Raw genomic sequence first — 15,236 nt, forward strand, 5'->3', positions numbered from 1 at the left:
TGGCGGGGGCCGGCCACCTGGCCCGGCCGGCGGGATCGGCTACCCGGCCCGGCCGGCGGGGGCCGGCCACCCGGCCCGGCCGGCGGGATCGGCTACCTGGCCCGGCTGGCGGGGGCCGGCTACCCGGCCCGGCCGGTCGGCAGGCCGGCGAGCAGGGTGTCGACGAGGGCGTCGGCGTCGGCGGGTGGCAGCGGGCGGTGGGTGACCACGGCGCGCAGCCAGACCGGCCCGAGCAGCAGATCGGCCAGGAGCGTGTCGTCGACCGGCCCGGTCAGCTCGCCCCGCGCGCGGGCCCGCCCGGTCACCTCGGCGACGTGCGCGCAGTGCTGGCCGAGCAGCTCGTCGGCGAGCCGGGCCAGTTCCGCGTCCGCCCCGGTGTGGGCGAGCACGTCGGCGGCGAGCCGCCCCGGCCCGTCGGCGAAGAAGGCGGCCTTCGACCGGAGCAGGGCGGTCAGGTCGCCGCGCAGCGAGCCGGTGTCCGGCACCGGCAGGTCCCGGGCGATGGCGTGCCGGAACGTCGCCGCGACCAGGGCGGGCTTCGACGGCCACCAGCGGTAGAGGGTGGTCTTGTTGATCCCGGAGCGCCGGGCCACCCCCTCGACGGTCAGCGCGGCGTACCCCTCGGAGGCCAGCAGGTCCAGCACGGCCGCGTGGATCGCCGCCGCCCCGCGCGGGCCGCGTGCCGTGCTCACAGCCCCGTGCGGCGCAGCAGCCGCAGCGCCGTGGTCATCCGGCGGGTCCAGGCCGCGCTCCGCTCGCCCGGCCGGTGGTACGCGGGGGCCAGGTCCAGCCCGCGCTGCCGGGCGACGGTCTTGACCCGGGTGAACCGGAGCAGCCCGTCCGCGCCGTGCCGGCCGCCCAGCCCCGAGTCCTTCCAGCCGCCCATGGGGGCGTCGACGCTGCCCCAGACGGCGCTGTAGCCGTCGTTGACGTTGACGGACCCCGCGTCGATCCGGGCGGCGACCGCCTCGCCGCGCGCCCCGGAGCCGCTGAACACGCTGGCGTTCAGCCCGTACGCGGTGTCGTTGGCCAGGGCCACCGCCTCGTCGTCGGTGCGGAAGCGGTACACGGCGACGACCGGTCCGAAGGTCTCTTCGGCGTGCATCCGCATGCCGGGGGTGACGCCCGTGAGCACGGCCGGCTCGAAGACGTACGGCCCGATGTCGGGGCGGTGCCGGCCGCCGGTGTGCAGGGTGGCGCCACGCTCGACGGCGTCGGCGACGTGCGCGGTGACGGTGTCGAGCTGCCGCGCCGACGCCAGCGAGCCGAGGTCGGCGCCGAAGTCGCCGCCGACGCCCAGCCGAAGCGTCCCGGTGCGCGCCACGAACCGGCGCAGGAACTCGTCGTGCAGCGGGTCGGCGACGTAGACGCGTTCGATCGAGACGCAGAGCTGGCCGGCGCTGGCGAAGCAGGCCCGGATGGCACCCTCCACCGCCCGGTCCAGGTCGGCGTCGTCGAGCACGAGCAGCGGGTTCTTGCCGCCCAGCTCCAGCGACGCGGGCACCAGCCGGCGCGCGGCCCGGGCGGCGACCTCCCGGCCGACCCGCGTCGAGCCGGTGAAGCAGACCAGGTCGGCCCGGTCGGTGACCAGCGGGCCCACCTCCGCGCCCTCGCCGGCGACCACCTGCCAGAGCGCCGGGGGCAGCCCCGCCTCGACGGCGAGGGCCCGCAGCCACAGCGCGCTGAGCATGGTGGCCGGGTCGGGCCGGTGCACCACGGCGTTGCCGGCCGCCAGGGCGGGCAGCACCTCGGAGGCGGCCAGCGAGAGGGGATAGTTCCAGGGCGAGACGACGCCGACCACGCCGACCGGGAAGCGCAGCTCGCGTGTGCGGGTGAGCACCGGCAGGGCCCCGGCCCGGCGGCGGGGGCGCAGCAGCCGGGCGGCGGCGCGGGCGTGGTAGCGGGCGTTGATGGCGACGTCGAGGACCTCCTCGACCGCGTGCCGGCGGGCCTTGCCGGCCTCCAGCTGGACCAGGTCGAGCCCCTCGGCCTGTCGGTCCAGCACCAGGTCGTGCAGCCGGAGCAGGACGGCGGCCCGACGCCCGGCGGGCAGGGCGGCCCAGGAAAGCTGGGCGGCCCGCGCGTCGGCGAAGGCGGCGTCGACGTCGGCGGGGGTGCTGGACGGTACGTCCACCGTCGGCGCGCCGGTCAGCGGCGAGGTGGCGGTGAACGCCGGCCCGGTGCCGCGCACCTGGCCGGCGAGCGCGGTGGCGGCGGCGGGCAGCGCGGGTGGCGGCCCGTCGGCGACCGGGTTGCCGGCGGGGCGGTCCGCCGGCGCGGCGTGCGGGGGGAGGGCGGTGGCGGTCATGCCAGCCACGTTAGCGCAACGCAACGTCGCGTTGTAGATGCCGCTGCAAGGGCTGCCGTCGACGCCGGGAGGTGCTCAGCCGGTGACGCGGAGCAGCAGTTCCACCACCGCCCGGGTGGCCCCCGGCGGGGCGGCGTCGACCGCGCAGTCCTCGTAGCCGGTCTCGACGGCCCCGACGGTCAGCCGGTAGCGGAACGCGTCCCGGCAGGCGGTCCCGGCCGGCGACCGACCGGCCTCGGCCGCGAGCCGGGGGTCGGCGAGGAGTCGGCGCAGGTTCTGGAGGTCCTCGGCGGAGAGGCGGCCGGCGCGCCGGGCGCCGGCGCGGTCGACGGCGGTCCACCGGCCGTCGGGCTCCACGGTCACGGTGTCCCCGCGCCCGGCGATCCCGCCCGACCGGGTCAGCGCGACGCGGGCCGCCGCCCCGGTCGGGCCGAGGGCGGGCGGGACGGTCGGCGGCGCCGTCGGCCGGTCGGTGCCGGGCGGGGTCGCCTGGCCGGCACCGGCGGGGGTCGTCGGCCCGGTGCGCGAGGGGGTCGCCCGGTCGGGCGGCTCGCTCGCGGCGCAGCCGGACAGGACAGCCGCCGCCAGCGCGATCTTGATGCCGGCCATCGACGCTGATCTCATGCCGCTCGGACGTGTGGCGTGGCGTTCCGGTTCCCCGCCGACCCTGAGGTTCACCGGCGCCGAGGACTCGTCGCTCCAGACGTCGTTCGTCGTGGACGGCACCGCCCTCAACGTCTCCTGATCCGGCCGTAGCGTCGCCGGGCCCGGCGACCACCCGCCCGGGTGGTCGCCGGGCCCGCGCCGTTATGGTCGCCGCACCGGCGCCGCCGATCCGGCGGCCGGCGGCACAGGCCGGGGCGAAGGGGTGGTGACGGTGGCGGACGCGGAGCTTCTCGTCGAGGTCGCGGGTGCGGTGGCCACGGTGGTGATCCACAACCCGGCCCGGCGCAACGCGATGACCGCCGGGATGTGGCGGCGGCTGCCGGAGCTGCTCGACGGGCTGGAGGGCGATCCCGCCGTCCGGGCGCTGGTGCTCACCGGCGCCGAGGGCACCTTCTGCGCGGGCGCGGACCTCGGCGACCTGGACGACCTGTTCGACGGCGGGGACCTCACCCTCGCGGTCGCCGCCGAGGAGCGGCTGGCCGCGTTCGCCAAGCCGACCGTCGCCGCCGTCCGGGGCGCCTGCGTGGGCGGCGGCTGCCAGCTCGCGGTCGCCTGCGACCTGCGGGTCGCCGCCGCCGACGCGCGGTTCGGTGTGCCGCCGGCGCGGCTGGGCCTGGTGTACCCGGCACCCACCACCCGGCGGCTGGCCCGGCTGGTCGGCCCGGCCGCCGCCAAGCACCTGCTCTTCACGGCCGAGCTGATCGACACCGAGCGGGCGCTGCGGATCGGCCTGGTCGACGAGGTGCTGCCGCCCGACCGCCTCGCCGCCCGGGTGGACGAGCTGACCGCCGCCGTGGCCGCCCGGTCGCAGCTCAGCGTGGCGGCGGCCAAGGAGATCGTCGACGGCCGGGCCGACGAGGCCCGGATCGCCTGGTGGCACGGGCAGGTCCGGGCCAGTGGTGAGGCCCGCGAGGGCGTCGCGGCCGTCCGGGAGCGTCGCCCGCCCCGCTTCGGCTGGACGCCGGGCTGACGAGCGGGCTGACCGGGGTTCGGCCGACCGAGCGGGTCGACCGGGCTGACCGCCGGGTCAACCGACCGGGCTGACCGCCGGGTCAAGGGGCGCGCCGCCCCGCCCTCCGCGTCGGGGCTGTCGCCGTCGTCGGCCGCGCCGGGCGGGCCGCGCCCGACACGGTCCGCGCGTGGGTGGTGTCGGACGGTGCGGTGGGGCAGGCTGTCCGCTGTGCAGCGTGATCAGTTGCTCGCGGGCCGCTACCGGCTCGGCGAGCGCCTCGGCAAGGGCGGCATGTCCGTGGTCCACCGGGCACACGACGAGGTGCTGGAACGCGACGTCGCGGTGAAGGTGCTCGTCGCGGCCGACCAGTCGGCGCGGCGGCGGATCCAGGACGAGGCGAAGGCGGCGGCCCGGCTCTCGCACCCGAACGTCACCGGCGTCTACGACTACGGAGAGTCCCTCCTCCACGGCCGGTGGGTGCCCTTCGTCGTCATGGAGCTGCTCTCCGGCCGTACGCTCGCGCAGCGGCTGGCGGCCGGGCCGCTGCCGCCCCGGGAGGCCGTGCGGGTGTGCGCCGAGGTGGCCGCCGGCTTGGCCGCAGCCCACGCCCAGGGGCTGGTGCACCGCGACGTCAAGCCCGAGAACGTCGTGCTGGCCCCGACGGGCGCGAAGGTGGTCGACTTCGGCATCGCGGCCGTCGCCGGCGCACCCGAGATCGACTTCGAGGGGCGGCTGCTCGGCACCCCGGCGTACCTGGCTCCCGAGCGGCTCGCCGCCGGTGGGGTGTTGCCCGCCTCCGACGTCTACGCGCTCGGCCTGCTCGTGCACCAGGTGCTCACCGGGCGGCTGCCGTGGCACGGCGAGACGCAGACCGGGATGCTGCGCGCCCACGCGTACGCCGAGCCGGGCCCGCTGCCGGCGGTCGACGGCGTGCCCGCCGAGATCGGCCGGCTGTACCGGCGGTGCGTGGCGAAGGCGCCGGGTGACCGTCCCTCGGCCGCCGAGGTGGCGCGCGTGCTCACCGGCGCGCTCGCCCGGATGCCGGCGGCGGAGCCCGCGTCCGGGCCGGCGGACGGGCCGGTGCGGCCGCCGGGCGCCGCCGGGGTCGACGGCCGGCCGGCGCGCGGGGGCTGGGGGTCGCGGCGCGGTTCGCGGGTGGTGGCGGCGCTGGGCGCGGCGGTGGTCGGGGTGGTGGCGGTCGCCGGCACCCTCGGCGATGCCTCGGGCCGGCGGTCCGGCGCGGCCGACGAGCCGCGCACCGGCATCGGCACCGGCCCGGTGGGCTCCACCAGCGTCGCCCTGCCGGTCACCGCCGACGCGCCGAAGCGGCCGGCCGCCCCCGGCGCCGGCCCGCCGGTCGGGTCGGCGACGGCCGGCCGGTCCAGCCCGGGGCCGGTCGCGCCCAGCGCGGCGGCGCCCACCGGCGGCGGCCCGACCGCCCCGGCGCCCACCGGCGGCGCCGAGCCGACCCCCGCCCGGCCGTCCGAGGTGGACGTCGTCGCCCGGGGCGGGGTGGTGACGGTCCGCTGCGACGGGAAGCTCGCCGTGGTGGTCGATGTCGCGCCGGCCGCCGGTCACCACGCGGAGGCGTATGCGCCGGGCCCGGCGCGGGAGGTGCGGGTCGAACTGGTCTCCGCCGAGAGTCGCAGCCTGGTCACCGTGCGCTGCGCCAACGGCCGCCCGGTGCCCCGGGTCAAGGAGAAGGGCCGGTAGCCGCCGTCCGTGGCCCCGGCAGAGTGGGGCCGGCGGGCGCCGCGCCGGGAGTCGTACCCCCGACGCGGCCCCCCGTTCCCGCCGGCCGGCCCGTCACCGCCCGGCCAGCGCCGCCCAGCTCGGGGTCGCCGGCTCGCGCCGCAGCGGCATGCCCGCCTCGGCCGGCGTCCGGTCGCCCTTGCGCTGGTTGCACTCGTAGCAGGCGGCGGTCGTGTTCCGCCACGTGTTCCGGCCGCCGCGTGAGCGGGGCAGGATGTGGTCGATCGTGCCGGCCGGCCCCCCGCAGTACGCGCAGCACCGCCCGTCCCGCCGCAGCACCCCGGCCCGCGACCAGGCCGGTCCGGCGCTGAAGCGCCAGCGGGTCACCACGTAGCGGACGAGGCGGACCACCCGGGGAACGGGGAAGACCCCGATCAGCCGGTCCGGTTCGGCCTCGTGGATCTCGGCGACCCGGCGGCAGAGCATCCGGATCGCGTGCTGAACGGTGACCCGGTGCAGCGGGCCGAGGTCGGCGTTGACGACGAGGACGGCGTCCACCGGTGTCTCCCTTCGTGGCGGTGACGGTCTCGCCGGGCCGGACAGCGAAAAGCCGCCCGGTCCGGGTGGTGCGGACGGGCGGCTCGACGTCGTGCGGGCACGCGTCAGTCGGGCCGGCCGCCCCCGGGGCCTTCGGCGCGGCAACCACCGCCGGACGCCGGGCGCGCCCGGCCGGGCAGCCACGACGGCACGCGGCTGACGTGCGACATCGACATGACCGGCTCCCGGAACGGTGGTTGACCTTGCGGGATCACGGTAGGTCGGCGGGCGACAGACCGGCAACGGATTTCGATCGAGGGGCCGCCTCGTCGGGGCGGCGCTGCCGGCGTGCCCGGCCGGCGGCCCGCGCGGCGGCCAGCGGCCGGTCGATCCGCAGCGCCATCCGCACGGTCAGCTCGCTCTCCAGCAGCGGCCGGTTGACCTCCCCGGCGACCGTCAGCGCCGGCCCGGAGACCGTGCGCCAGATCGCGGCCAGCCCCGCGCCCAGCCCGAGCAGGGCCACGGCGGCCCGGGTCGCCGGCGAGCCGGCCGCCGCGAGCGCGCTCACCCCCACCACGGCGAACAGCACCGCCAGCAGCGGTACGAGCACCGGCCAGAAGATCCCCCGGGCGGCCTGCACGACCAGCCGCCGATCCCGGATGATCAGGTTGCGGGCGACGACCGCGTAGTCCTCCTCGTCCAGCAGGTCCCTGGGGTGCAGGCCGCCGGTGAGCACGCCCCGCCACAGTTCGCCCTGGTTGCGCAGCTCCCGGGCGAGGTCGGGCAGCCCCGCCTCGGTGGGGTCGCCGACGCCCGCCCGGGCGGCCGCCGACGCCCACGTGGCCAGCGACCGGCGGACCACCGCGGCCGAGTACGGGGGCAGCACGCTGGCCAGCTCGCCGAGCCACCGGCTGAGCTGGACCTGCCGGCCCCCGAAGCGGCGGGTGACCTGCTCGGCGTCGCCGTGCCGGACGGTGTCGGCCAGCGAACGCCCCAGCCGGTACGCCAGCCCCACCCGGTGGTTGGTCGCCATCGTCCAGCGCAGCACGTCCACGTTCAGGTCGTCGAGGGCGAGCAGCAGGTCGTCCCGGACGCCGCCGGTCACCCGGTCCCGCGCGTCGGCGGTGCACGGCGCGGGGCCGTCGCGGCGGGTCAGCTCGGCGATCTGGCCGAGCGCCACCTCGACCCCGTCGAGGTACATCTGCATGCGCCGCCGCCCCGACATCTCGGTCAGGTTGGACAGTTTCGCCGGGGCGCCCGCCGGGCGGTCGTCCCCGGCGTCGAGCGGCTCGGCGGTCTGCGCGTGGTGGTACGCGTCGGCCATCCACCAGCCCAGCCGCAGGGCGGTCACGATGCAGGCCCGCTCGTCCCGGATCAGCGGGTACGCGTCGTCCCGCGGCACGTCGGGGACGAGCGGCCCGTCGTCCCCGCGCGGCGACATCCCCGTGACCTCCCGGCTCACCCCAGAAGATCAGCCTAGGCGAGCCCGCTGACCTTTTTGCCCGGTTTGCTCATCCCCGTCGGGCGAGCAGGCCACGCGGGCGGATCGAGCGGACCGGCTCGGCCGCGCCGCCCTCCGCCCGCAGGATGTGGTTGGCCGCCAGGATCCCCGTCGCCGCCGACCGTTCCATCAGCGCGCTCGGGAACTCCGTCCGGACGCCGTCGCCGGCCAGGTAGAGCCCGTCCGCGTCGGTGCGCACCCCCGGCCGCCGGGCGTGGCCGCCGGGCGTGAAGGCGGGCGCCTGCGCCTCCACCCGGGCGCGCAGCTCCCGCACCCGCAGCCGGGCCGCCTCCGGCCAGAGCGCAATCAGCTCGGCCCGCATCCGCTCGGCCAGCTCCCCGGCGGGCACGCCCTCCTCGCAGGCGTACGCGTGCAGCTCCACCACCGAGCCGCCGGTGCGCTGCGCCCAGCGGCGGGACTCGTTCTCCAGCCGGTGGTAGAGGGTCACCGAGTCCAGGGTGGGCTGCCGGGACACGCCGCTGAACACCGCCCGGTCGGCGGCGACGTCCCCGTCGCACCAGTAGCGGGCCACCGCGTACGGCGGGCCGGGCCGGCCGAACGCGGGCATCCGCTCCACCAGCGCGGGCGCGTGGTCGGCCAGGTCGGGCGAGGCCGCGACCAGCGCGGCCAGGGCTGGCGGGTCGACGGCGAGCACGACGTGCCGGGCCGGGTACGACGTGCCGTCGGCGGTCGCCACCCGCCAGCCCTCGCCGTCGCGGGTCAGCGCGGTGGCGGCGGCGCCCGTGAACACCCGGCCGCCGTGCTTCTCGACGTGCCGGGTCAGCGGGTCCCAGATCGCGGTCGCGTAGTCCTCGTCGGGACAGTCGAAGGCCAGCCCCTCCGGATTGCCCAGCAGATAGAAGTGGAACTGGGCGATCATCTCGGCGGCCGACATCTCCGCCTCGTGGTTGAAGAACGAGTGGGAGAAGACCTCGAAGAGCATCGCGCGGGCCCGGTCGGGCAGCCGCAGCGAGGTGAGCAGCTCGTCGGCGGTGGTGTCGTCGAACTCGGCGTAGGTGCGCGCCGGGTCGTACGCGAGCAGCGGCAGCGCCGCGTCGCGGTCCATCCCGCGCAGGTCGCGCAGGCGCAGGCTGGGGCTGCGCAGCAGCAGTGCCAGCAGGTTCGCCGGCGGCGCGGGCGGCAGCCTGCCGAACTCCTCGGTCGGCCACCGTTCGCTGAGGATCGGGTAGCCCGGGACCGGCTTGAGGAACCCCAGCCCCGGGTCGGCGCGGCGCAGGATCGACCGCCAGTTGTAGTACTGCCGGAAGAACGCGTGGAAGCCGTGCTCGTTCATCTGCCGGCTGCCGTCGGCCAGCGTCTCCGGCCAGGCCCCGAGCCGGCCGCCGAGCGTCGGCGCGGCCTCCAGCACCGTCACCGCCACCCCGCGCTCGGCGAGCACCACCGCCGCCGACATGCCGGCGATCCCGCCGCCGACCACCACCGCCTCGACCCGGCCCGGCACGCGGGGGGCGCCACCACCGCCCGGGTCCACCTCGTGCTCGCGTACGCCGACGAGCCGACCGACCACTTGCGACAGCGCCATGTGCACCTTCCCGCCCGGGGTGGAACCCCAGTCTGCCCGCTCAGGCGTCGGGCGGCAGCAGACAGCGCCGTTCCCGATCCGAGGCGGGCCAGACGTACTCCAGGTCGGGCGGGACGTCGTCGCCGAAGATCGGGCCGTAGTGCCCCGGGTCCTTACGCAGCAGCGACGAGCGGTGGCTCAGGTGCAGGTCGTCGCGGCCCAGCCAGGGCGGCAGCTCCCCGGCCTCGGCCAGCTCCGCCTGGGTGCGCACCCGGGTCAGGCCGCAGGCGGCGGCGAGGTCGGCGGTCATCGTGGTCGCGCAGGTGTCGGCCCGGCCCGGCTCGGACCAGACCGCGCACATGTCCAGCCCGTACCGGGTCAGGGCCTCCTCGTACCCGGCCCACATCTTCACCGCCGGGTGGTTGCGCCAGCCGTACGTGGGGCGGGTGAGCCCGCGCAGCACCTGGATGGTCTCCACCCGCTGCTTGCCCAGCCGCTTCTGGTCCAGCGTCCGGGCGCTGGCCAGGAAGTCCGGGTACGGCAGGAACGTCTGCATGCCGCTGGTCTACCCGCCAACGGGCCGGGGAATCTGCCGGAACCGGCGGCGACCCGCCGGGCGACCAGCATTCGTGATCACGGGGCTGCGCGGCGTGCGATCGGCTGACTACCATGCGGCACATGGCGGAGCCCCTGCTGGATCGTGCGCGGCGGGCGGGGCGTCGGCTCCGGGTCAACGGGGACGCGCGGGCGCACTACGTGGTCTGCGGCCGCGACGCCCTGGCCTACTGGGTGGTGCGGGCGCTGCTCGCCACCGAGCTCCAGGCGACCGGCCGCGTCCGGATCACCCTGGTGGTGCCGGAGCGCCCGCGCTCCGACGAGCCGGACGGGCGGGACCTGCAGGGCGTCGAGGTGGTGCGGGCCGACCGGCTCGACGAGGTCACCTTCCGGCGGGCCGGCCTGGCCGGCGCCGACGGGCTGGCCCTGCTGTACCAGGACGACGTCGGCAACATGCACGCCGCGCTCTGCGCCCAGGAGGTCGAGCCCCGGCTGCGCCTGGTGGTGCGGATGTTCAACACCGGGCTCGCCAACGGGGTGCGGCAGATCTTCCCCGACTCGGCGGTGCTCTCCGACGCGTCGATGGCCGCCCCCGCCTTCGTGGCCGCCGCGCTCGGTGAGGTCGCCCCCACCCACTTCCGGCACGGCGGGCGCACCCTCTACGTGGCCCGCCGCGACGACGTACGCCAGAACGACGTGGTCTGCGGGGTGGCCGACACCCGCGACCCCCAGCAGGTCCGGGTGCTGCCCGCCGACGAGTCCGCCGCCGACGTGGTGCTCGCCGAGGCGACCGGGGCGCCGCCCGGCACCGAGGTGGCCGCGCGCCGGCTGGTCCGGGCCCGGCGGCGGCGCCGCCCGTTCACGGTGCTGCTCCGCGCCGTACGCAGCTTCGCCACCCGCAAGATCGGCATCGCGGTCATCACGCTGCTCGCGGTGATCGGGGTGCTCGGCTGGCTCAACGGCCACGCCACCCACGCCAGCTGGGGCGACTCGCTCTACCTCACCCTCGTGACGACGCTGAGCGGGCAGGATCCGGACCCGAACAAGCCGGTCGCCCAGCAGGTCATGCAGGTGGTGCTCAACCTCGCCGGGCTGGCGCTGATCCCGCTGATCACCGCCGTGGTGGTGGACGGCATCGTCAACGCCCGGCTGGCGCTGCACTCCGGCCGCATCCAGCCGGAACGCTCCCGGCACGTCGTGGTGGTCGGGCTGGGCAACGTCGGCACCCGGGTGATGGCCCAGCTCTGCGACTTCGGCGTCGAGGTGGTGGCCATCGACAAGGTGCCCGAGCCGCGCGGAGCCGCGCTGGCCCGGCGCCTCGGGGTGCCGCTGATCGTCGGCGACGCCGCACTGGAGGAGACCCTCCAGGCGGCCTCGGTGGGCAACTGTCAGGCGCTGGTGGTGGTCTCCACCGACGACGAGACCAACCTCCAGGCGGCGCTGAACGGCCGGGCCGTCAACCCGGAACTCCAGGTGGTGCTGCGCCTCTTCGACGGCCACTTCGCCGAGCGCGTCCAGCAGGCGTTCGGCATCGGCGTCTCGCGCAGCGTCTCCTACCTCGCCGCGCCGTCCTTCGCCGCCGCGCTGCTGGACCGGGCGGTGATCGCCACCATCCCCGTCGGCCGGCACGCGCTGCTGGTCACCCAGGTCTCCGTCGCCGCCGGCTCGTCGCTGGACGGGCGGCCGCTCGCCGCCGTCGGGCGCGCCGAGAGCGTGCGCCTGCTCGCGCACGCCCGGGCCGGGCAGCGCCTCGACTGGGCGCCCGACCCGCGCCTGGTGATCGTCGCGGGGGACCGGCTGACGGTGGTGGCCCGCCGGGCCGGCCTGAACGCCCTGCTCCGCGAGGCCGCGCCGCCCCCGCCGGAGGATCCGGTGACGCCGGCGCCCCGGCTGCCCGACGAGTGACGACCGCGCCGCGCCGCGACGCGGTCAGGCGCGCCGGGGGCGCAGGGCGTACCAGGCGGCGCCGACGGCCAGCACCGCGAAGCCCGCGAGGACGCTCGACAGCGGCAGGTTGACCGCGAGCAGCAGGCAGCCGGCCAGCCCCAGCACGGCGAGCGCCCGCACCGGCAGCCGCCGGGCCGGGTCGCGGCCCAGGGTCAGCGCGGCGGCGTTGGTGATCGCGTAGTAGACCAGCACCGTGCAACTGGAGAAGCCGATCGCGTCCCGCACGTCCCCGAGCAGCACGATCGTCACCACCACGGCGGCCACGGCCAGCTCGGCCCGGTGCGGCACCCGGCGCACCGGGTGGACGGCGGCGAGCGCCCCGGGCAGGTCACGGCGGCGGGCCATCGCCAGCGCGGTGCGCCCCACCCCGGCGAGCAGGGAGAGCAGCACCCCGGTCACCGCCACGGTCGCCCCGGCCCGGACGAGCCAGGCGAGGCCGGGCAGCCCGGCGGCCGTCACCACGTCGGCCAGGGGCGCGGCGGACGCGGCCAGCCGGTCGGCCCCGAGCACGCCGACGGCGACCACCGCCAGCACCAGGTAGACCGCCAGTACCACGCCCAGCGCCAGCGGCACCGCGCGGGGGATGGTCCGCTCCGGCTCGCGTACCTCCTCGCCGAGGGTGGCGACCCGCGCGTACCCGGCGAAGGCGAAGAAGAGCAGCCCGGCGGCGGTGAGCACGCCCCGCCCGGAGCCGTCGAGGTCGCCGAGCCGGTCCGGCGCCACGTCGCCGCTCGCCACGCCCGCCACCGCGACCAGGGCCAGCACCGCCAGCACCACGCCGACCAGCACCTTCGTCGCGGTCGCGGTCTTGCCGATGCCGCGCAGGTTCACGGCGGTCACCGCCAGCACCGCGCCGACGGCGACGAGCCGGGCCTGCCCCGGCCAGAGGTACGCCCCGATGGTCAGCGCCATCGCCGCGCAGCTCGCGGTCTTGCCGACCACGAAGCCCCAGCCGGCCAGGAAACCGGCGAACGGGCCGAGCCGCTCCCGGCCGTACACGTAGGTGCCGCCGGACTCCGGGTGGCGGGCCGCGAGCCGGGCCGAGCTGGTGGCGTTGCAGAATGCGATGAAGCCGGCCAGCACCAGGGCCGCCAGCAGCCCCGCCCCGCCGGCCGCCGCGGCGGCCGGCGCGAACACCACGAAGACGCCGGCGCCGAGCATCGAACCCAGCCCGATGACCACCGCGTCGGGTACGCCCAGCCGGCGCGCCAGTTGATCCACGTCGGGACCCTAGGGGGCGGAGATGAACGGACGGTTCCAGTCCCGCAGCATGCCCGGCAACGGCAGGTCGTCCCAGGGCACCCGGTGCAGCACCCGGTCGAGGAGGAGCCCGAGCAGCAGCCCGGCCACAGAGTCGGTCAGCCAGTGCCAGCCCAGATAGGTGGTGGTGCAGAGCACCACGACCGGCGGCACCACCCGGAGCACGGTGAGCAGCCGGGGTGGCGCGCTCCGGCCGTAGGTGCGCAGCAGCGGGGCGAGCAGCAGCGCGATGACGCCGTACCAGAGGATCGCGTTGGCGACATGGCCCGAGGGGTAGGACTGGGCGAACCTCAGCGGCAACTCGTCCTGGAAGAGCGGGAGGGTCTGCTCGGGCGGCAGGAACGGCTCCTTGACGCTCGCGCTGGGCGCGGGCCGGGCCGTCCACACCTTGAGCGGGCCGATGGTCAGGTAGCTGAGGGCGAAGGCGAGCACCGGCGGCAGCACCGGGAGCACGGATCTGAGCCGCACCGCGAGCAGCACCCCGAGCCCCAGAGCGATCAGCGTCAGCGGGGTGCCCTGACCGAGGTAGTTGAGGACCACGGCCGTCCAGTGCGCGGCCGTCGGCCGGTGCGCCTGCGACCAGTCGGCGACGGCGCGGTCGATGCCGAAGAGATGGTCGGCGGCGAGGGCCACGGTCAGTCCGACCAGGGCGGCGAGCAGGAGGGCGTCGAACCACCAGCCGGCCGGCCGGACAGGCCTCAGCCGCGCTCCGGACCGTACCGCCGTGGTCTCCCGCACGGCGACCACGCTACCGGCCCCGGACGGCGCGGGGCCGGGGCGGCTGTGTGCCGAGCCACGAAGGGAGGCGCTCGCCGGGGGAGAGCGTCAGACTTGTACCCGTGCGGATCACCTCGGCCCTCGTCGACCCTGCGCTGCTCGACCTGCCCTGGTCGACCCCGTTGGAGGAGTGGCCGGCGGAGCATCTGGTGGCGCTGCCCCAGGGCATCTCCCGGCACGTCGTCCGGTTCGTCCGCCTCGGCGGCTACGTCTACGCGGTCAAGGAGACCGGCGAGCGGGTTGCCGAGCGCGAGTACGACCTGCTGCGCGCCCTGGAGCGGATCGACTTCCCGTCGGTGGAGGCGGTGGCGATCGTCGCCGACCGGCAGACCGACGACGGCGAGCCGCTCGACCCGGTGCTGATCACCCGGCACCTCCAGTTCTCCCTGCCCTACCGGGCGCTCTTCTCGCACACCCTGCGACCGGAGACGATGGGCCGGTTGCTCGACGCGCTGGCGGCCCTGATCGTGCGGATGCACCTCACCGGCTTCTTCTGGGGCGACTGCTCGCTGTCCAACACGCTGTTCCGCCGGGACGCCGGCGCGTTCGCCGCCTACCTGGTGGACGCCGAGACCGGGGCGCTGCACCAGTCGCTCTCCAACGGGCAGCGTGGCGAGGACCTGGAGATCGCCCGGGTCAACATCTTCGGCGAGGCGCTCGACCTCCAGGCCGCCGGCCTGCTGCACGAGTCGATCGACCCGGAGGTGGTCTGCGAGGAGGTCGTGCAGCGCTACGAGCGGCTGTGGCACGAGATCACCTACGAGCAGCAGGTCGAGCGGGAGGCCCGGCACGACATCGAGGGGCGGATCCGCCGCCTCAACGAGCTGGGCTTCGACGTCGCCGAGGTGGCGATGTCGACGATCGACAACGGGCGCTACCTGATCCGCCCGAAGGTGGTCGACGCCGGCTACCACACCCGCCGGCTGCTCCGCCTCACCGGCCTGGACGCGGAGGAGAACCAGGCGCGTCGGCTGCTCAACGACCTGGACGCATACCGGGCCGAGAGCGACCTGACCGACGAGCAGCAGGCCGCCCACCGCTGGCTGACCGAGGTCTTCGAGCCGGTCGTCCGGGCGGTCCCCGCGCACCTGCGCCGCAAGCTGGAGCCGCAGGAGCTCTTCGCCCAGATCATCGAGCACAAGTGGCTGCTCTCCGAGCGGGCCGGCCGGGACGTCGGCATGGCCCCGGCGGTGCACTCCTACCTCTCCGACGTGCTCGTGCACCGCCCTGACGAGCAGGCCGTGCTGGGCGTCGAGATCCCCGCCCCCTGACGCGCCCTGACGCCCGCCCTCCGGGCGCTGCTCCTGACCCGTCCGACGCCGGGCGCTGCCCCTGACCCGTCCGACGCCGGGCGCGTGCTGCCCGTGCTGGTGGCCGGAGTGCGGGCCGGCGCTCCTCCTCGGACGGGTCGTCGCGGCCCTGTCGAACTGATGTCGTAGACGATTCAGGCGGGCGAGGGCGGCCGATGTCGCAACGGGCGAGGGTTGCTGATGTCGCAACCGGGCGAGGGCGGCTGATG

Annotated in this window: 14 protein-coding genes; 5 read left to right on the top strand and 9 right to left on the bottom strand. The window is 76.7% G+C overall.

Annotation, left to right across the window (positions count from 1 at the left end; all coding sequences use genetic code 11):
* Window positions 1-119 precede the first annotated feature (119 nt).
* The 3 genes from GA0070606_RS18240 to GA0070606_RS18250 all read right to left on the bottom strand — a co-directional run bounded on the left by GA0070606_RS18240 (window position 120) and on the right by GA0070606_RS18250 (window position 2,932).
* Complete coding sequence (locus GA0070606_RS18240) at window positions 120-692, bottom strand: TetR/AcrR family transcriptional regulator (protein ID WP_091101722.1); 573 nt, start codon at window positions 690-692, stop codon at window positions 120-122.
* Window positions 689-2,308, bottom strand: a complete 1,620-nt coding sequence (locus GA0070606_RS18245; RefSeq protein ID WP_091101724.1) for a succinic semialdehyde dehydrogenase — start codon at window positions 2,306-2,308, stop codon at window positions 689-691. The genes GA0070606_RS18240 and GA0070606_RS18245 overlap by 4 nt, the downstream gene beginning before the upstream one ends.
* Before the next feature lie 75 nt (window positions 2,309-2,383).
* Window positions 2,384-2,932, bottom strand: coding sequence for a hypothetical protein (locus GA0070606_RS18250; protein WP_218106028.1), 549 nt, complete (start codon window positions 2,930-2,932; stop codon window positions 2,384-2,386).
* On the opposite strand from GA0070606_RS18250, the gene GA0070606_RS33735 reads away from it, so the two are divergent.
* From GA0070606_RS33735 to GA0070606_RS32935, 3 genes are all read left to right on the top strand, one after another.
* Window positions 2,931-3,053: a hypothetical protein gene (locus tag GA0070606_RS33735; protein ID WP_281190708.1), complete on the top strand. Its 123-nt coding sequence runs from the start codon at window positions 2,931-2,933 to the stop codon at window positions 3,051-3,053. The two genes, GA0070606_RS18250 and GA0070606_RS33735, sit on opposite strands and share 2 nt — an antisense overlap.
* A gap of 126 nt (window positions 3,054-3,179) precedes the next feature.
* On the top strand, window positions 3,180-3,944 hold the full coding sequence (locus GA0070606_RS18255) for an enoyl-CoA hydratase/isomerase family protein (RefSeq protein WP_091107862.1): 765 nt from the start codon (window positions 3,180-3,182) through the stop codon (window positions 3,942-3,944).
* A gap of 210 nt (window positions 3,945-4,154) precedes the next feature.
* Window positions 4,155-5,639 (top strand): serine/threonine-protein kinase, encoded by a 1,485-nt coding sequence (locus tag GA0070606_RS32935; RefSeq protein WP_245724729.1) that lies wholly within the window; start codon window positions 4,155-4,157, stop codon window positions 5,637-5,639.
* Window positions 5,640-5,732: 93 nt separating this feature from the next.
* Here the strand turns inward: GA0070606_RS32935 and GA0070606_RS18265 are convergent, their stop codons facing one another.
* The 4 genes from GA0070606_RS18265 to GA0070606_RS18280 form a co-directional block, all read right to left on the bottom strand.
* Entirely contained in the window at window positions 5,733-6,176 is a 444-nt protein-coding gene (locus tag GA0070606_RS18265; RefSeq protein WP_091101730.1) for an HNH endonuclease, read from the bottom strand.
* Window positions 6,177-6,426: 250 nt separating this feature from the next.
* On the bottom strand, window positions 6,427-7,617 hold the full coding sequence (locus tag GA0070606_RS18270; protein WP_245724730.1) for a hypothetical protein: 1,191 nt from the start codon (window positions 7,615-7,617) through the stop codon (window positions 6,427-6,429).
* Window positions 7,618-7,666: 49 nt separating this feature from the next.
* On the bottom strand, window positions 7,667-9,199 hold the full coding sequence (locus tag GA0070606_RS18275) for an FAD-dependent oxidoreductase (protein ID WP_091101738.1): 1,533 nt from the start codon (window positions 9,197-9,199) through the stop codon (window positions 7,667-7,669).
* Window positions 9,200-9,239: 40 nt separating this feature from the next.
* A complete protein-coding gene (locus tag GA0070606_RS18280) occupies window positions 9,240-9,734 on the bottom strand; it encodes an MSMEG_6728 family protein (protein ID WP_091101741.1) in 495 nt (164 codons plus the stop codon).
* Window positions 9,735-9,847: 113 nt separating this feature from the next.
* Here GA0070606_RS18280 and GA0070606_RS18285 point away from each other — a divergent pair, with 113 nt between their 5' ends.
* Entirely contained in the window at window positions 9,848-11,638 is a 1,791-nt protein-coding gene (locus GA0070606_RS18285) for a potassium channel protein (protein ID WP_091101744.1), read from the top strand.
* A gap of 24 nt (window positions 11,639-11,662) precedes the next feature.
* Here GA0070606_RS18285 and GA0070606_RS18290 read toward each other — a convergent pair whose 3' ends face one another.
* Window positions 11,663-12,901, bottom strand: coding sequence for an APC family permease (locus GA0070606_RS18290; protein ID WP_091101748.1), 1,239 nt, complete (start codon window positions 12,899-12,901; stop codon window positions 11,663-11,665).
* 9 nt (window positions 12,902-12,910) lie between these two features.
* The gene (locus tag GA0070606_RS18295; protein ID WP_091107866.1) at window positions 12,911-13,678 is read right to left on the bottom strand and encodes a phosphatase PAP2 family protein; all 768 of its coding nucleotides are present in this window, start codon (window positions 13,676-13,678) and stop codon (window positions 12,911-12,913) included.
* A 101-nt stretch (window positions 13,679-13,779) separates the two neighbouring features.
* On the opposite strand from GA0070606_RS18295, the gene GA0070606_RS18300 reads away from it, so the two are divergent.
* Complete coding sequence (locus GA0070606_RS18300) at window positions 13,780-14,988, top strand: DUF4032 domain-containing protein (protein WP_245724732.1); 1,209 nt, start codon at window positions 13,780-13,782, stop codon at window positions 14,986-14,988.
* Window positions 14,989-15,236: the final 248 nt, after the last annotated feature.

The sequence above is a fragment of the Micromonospora citrea genome, from assembly GCF_900090315.1.
In the GTDB taxonomy this organism is placed as follows: Bacteria; Actinomycetota; Actinomycetes; order Mycobacteriales; family Micromonosporaceae; genus Micromonospora; species Micromonospora citrea.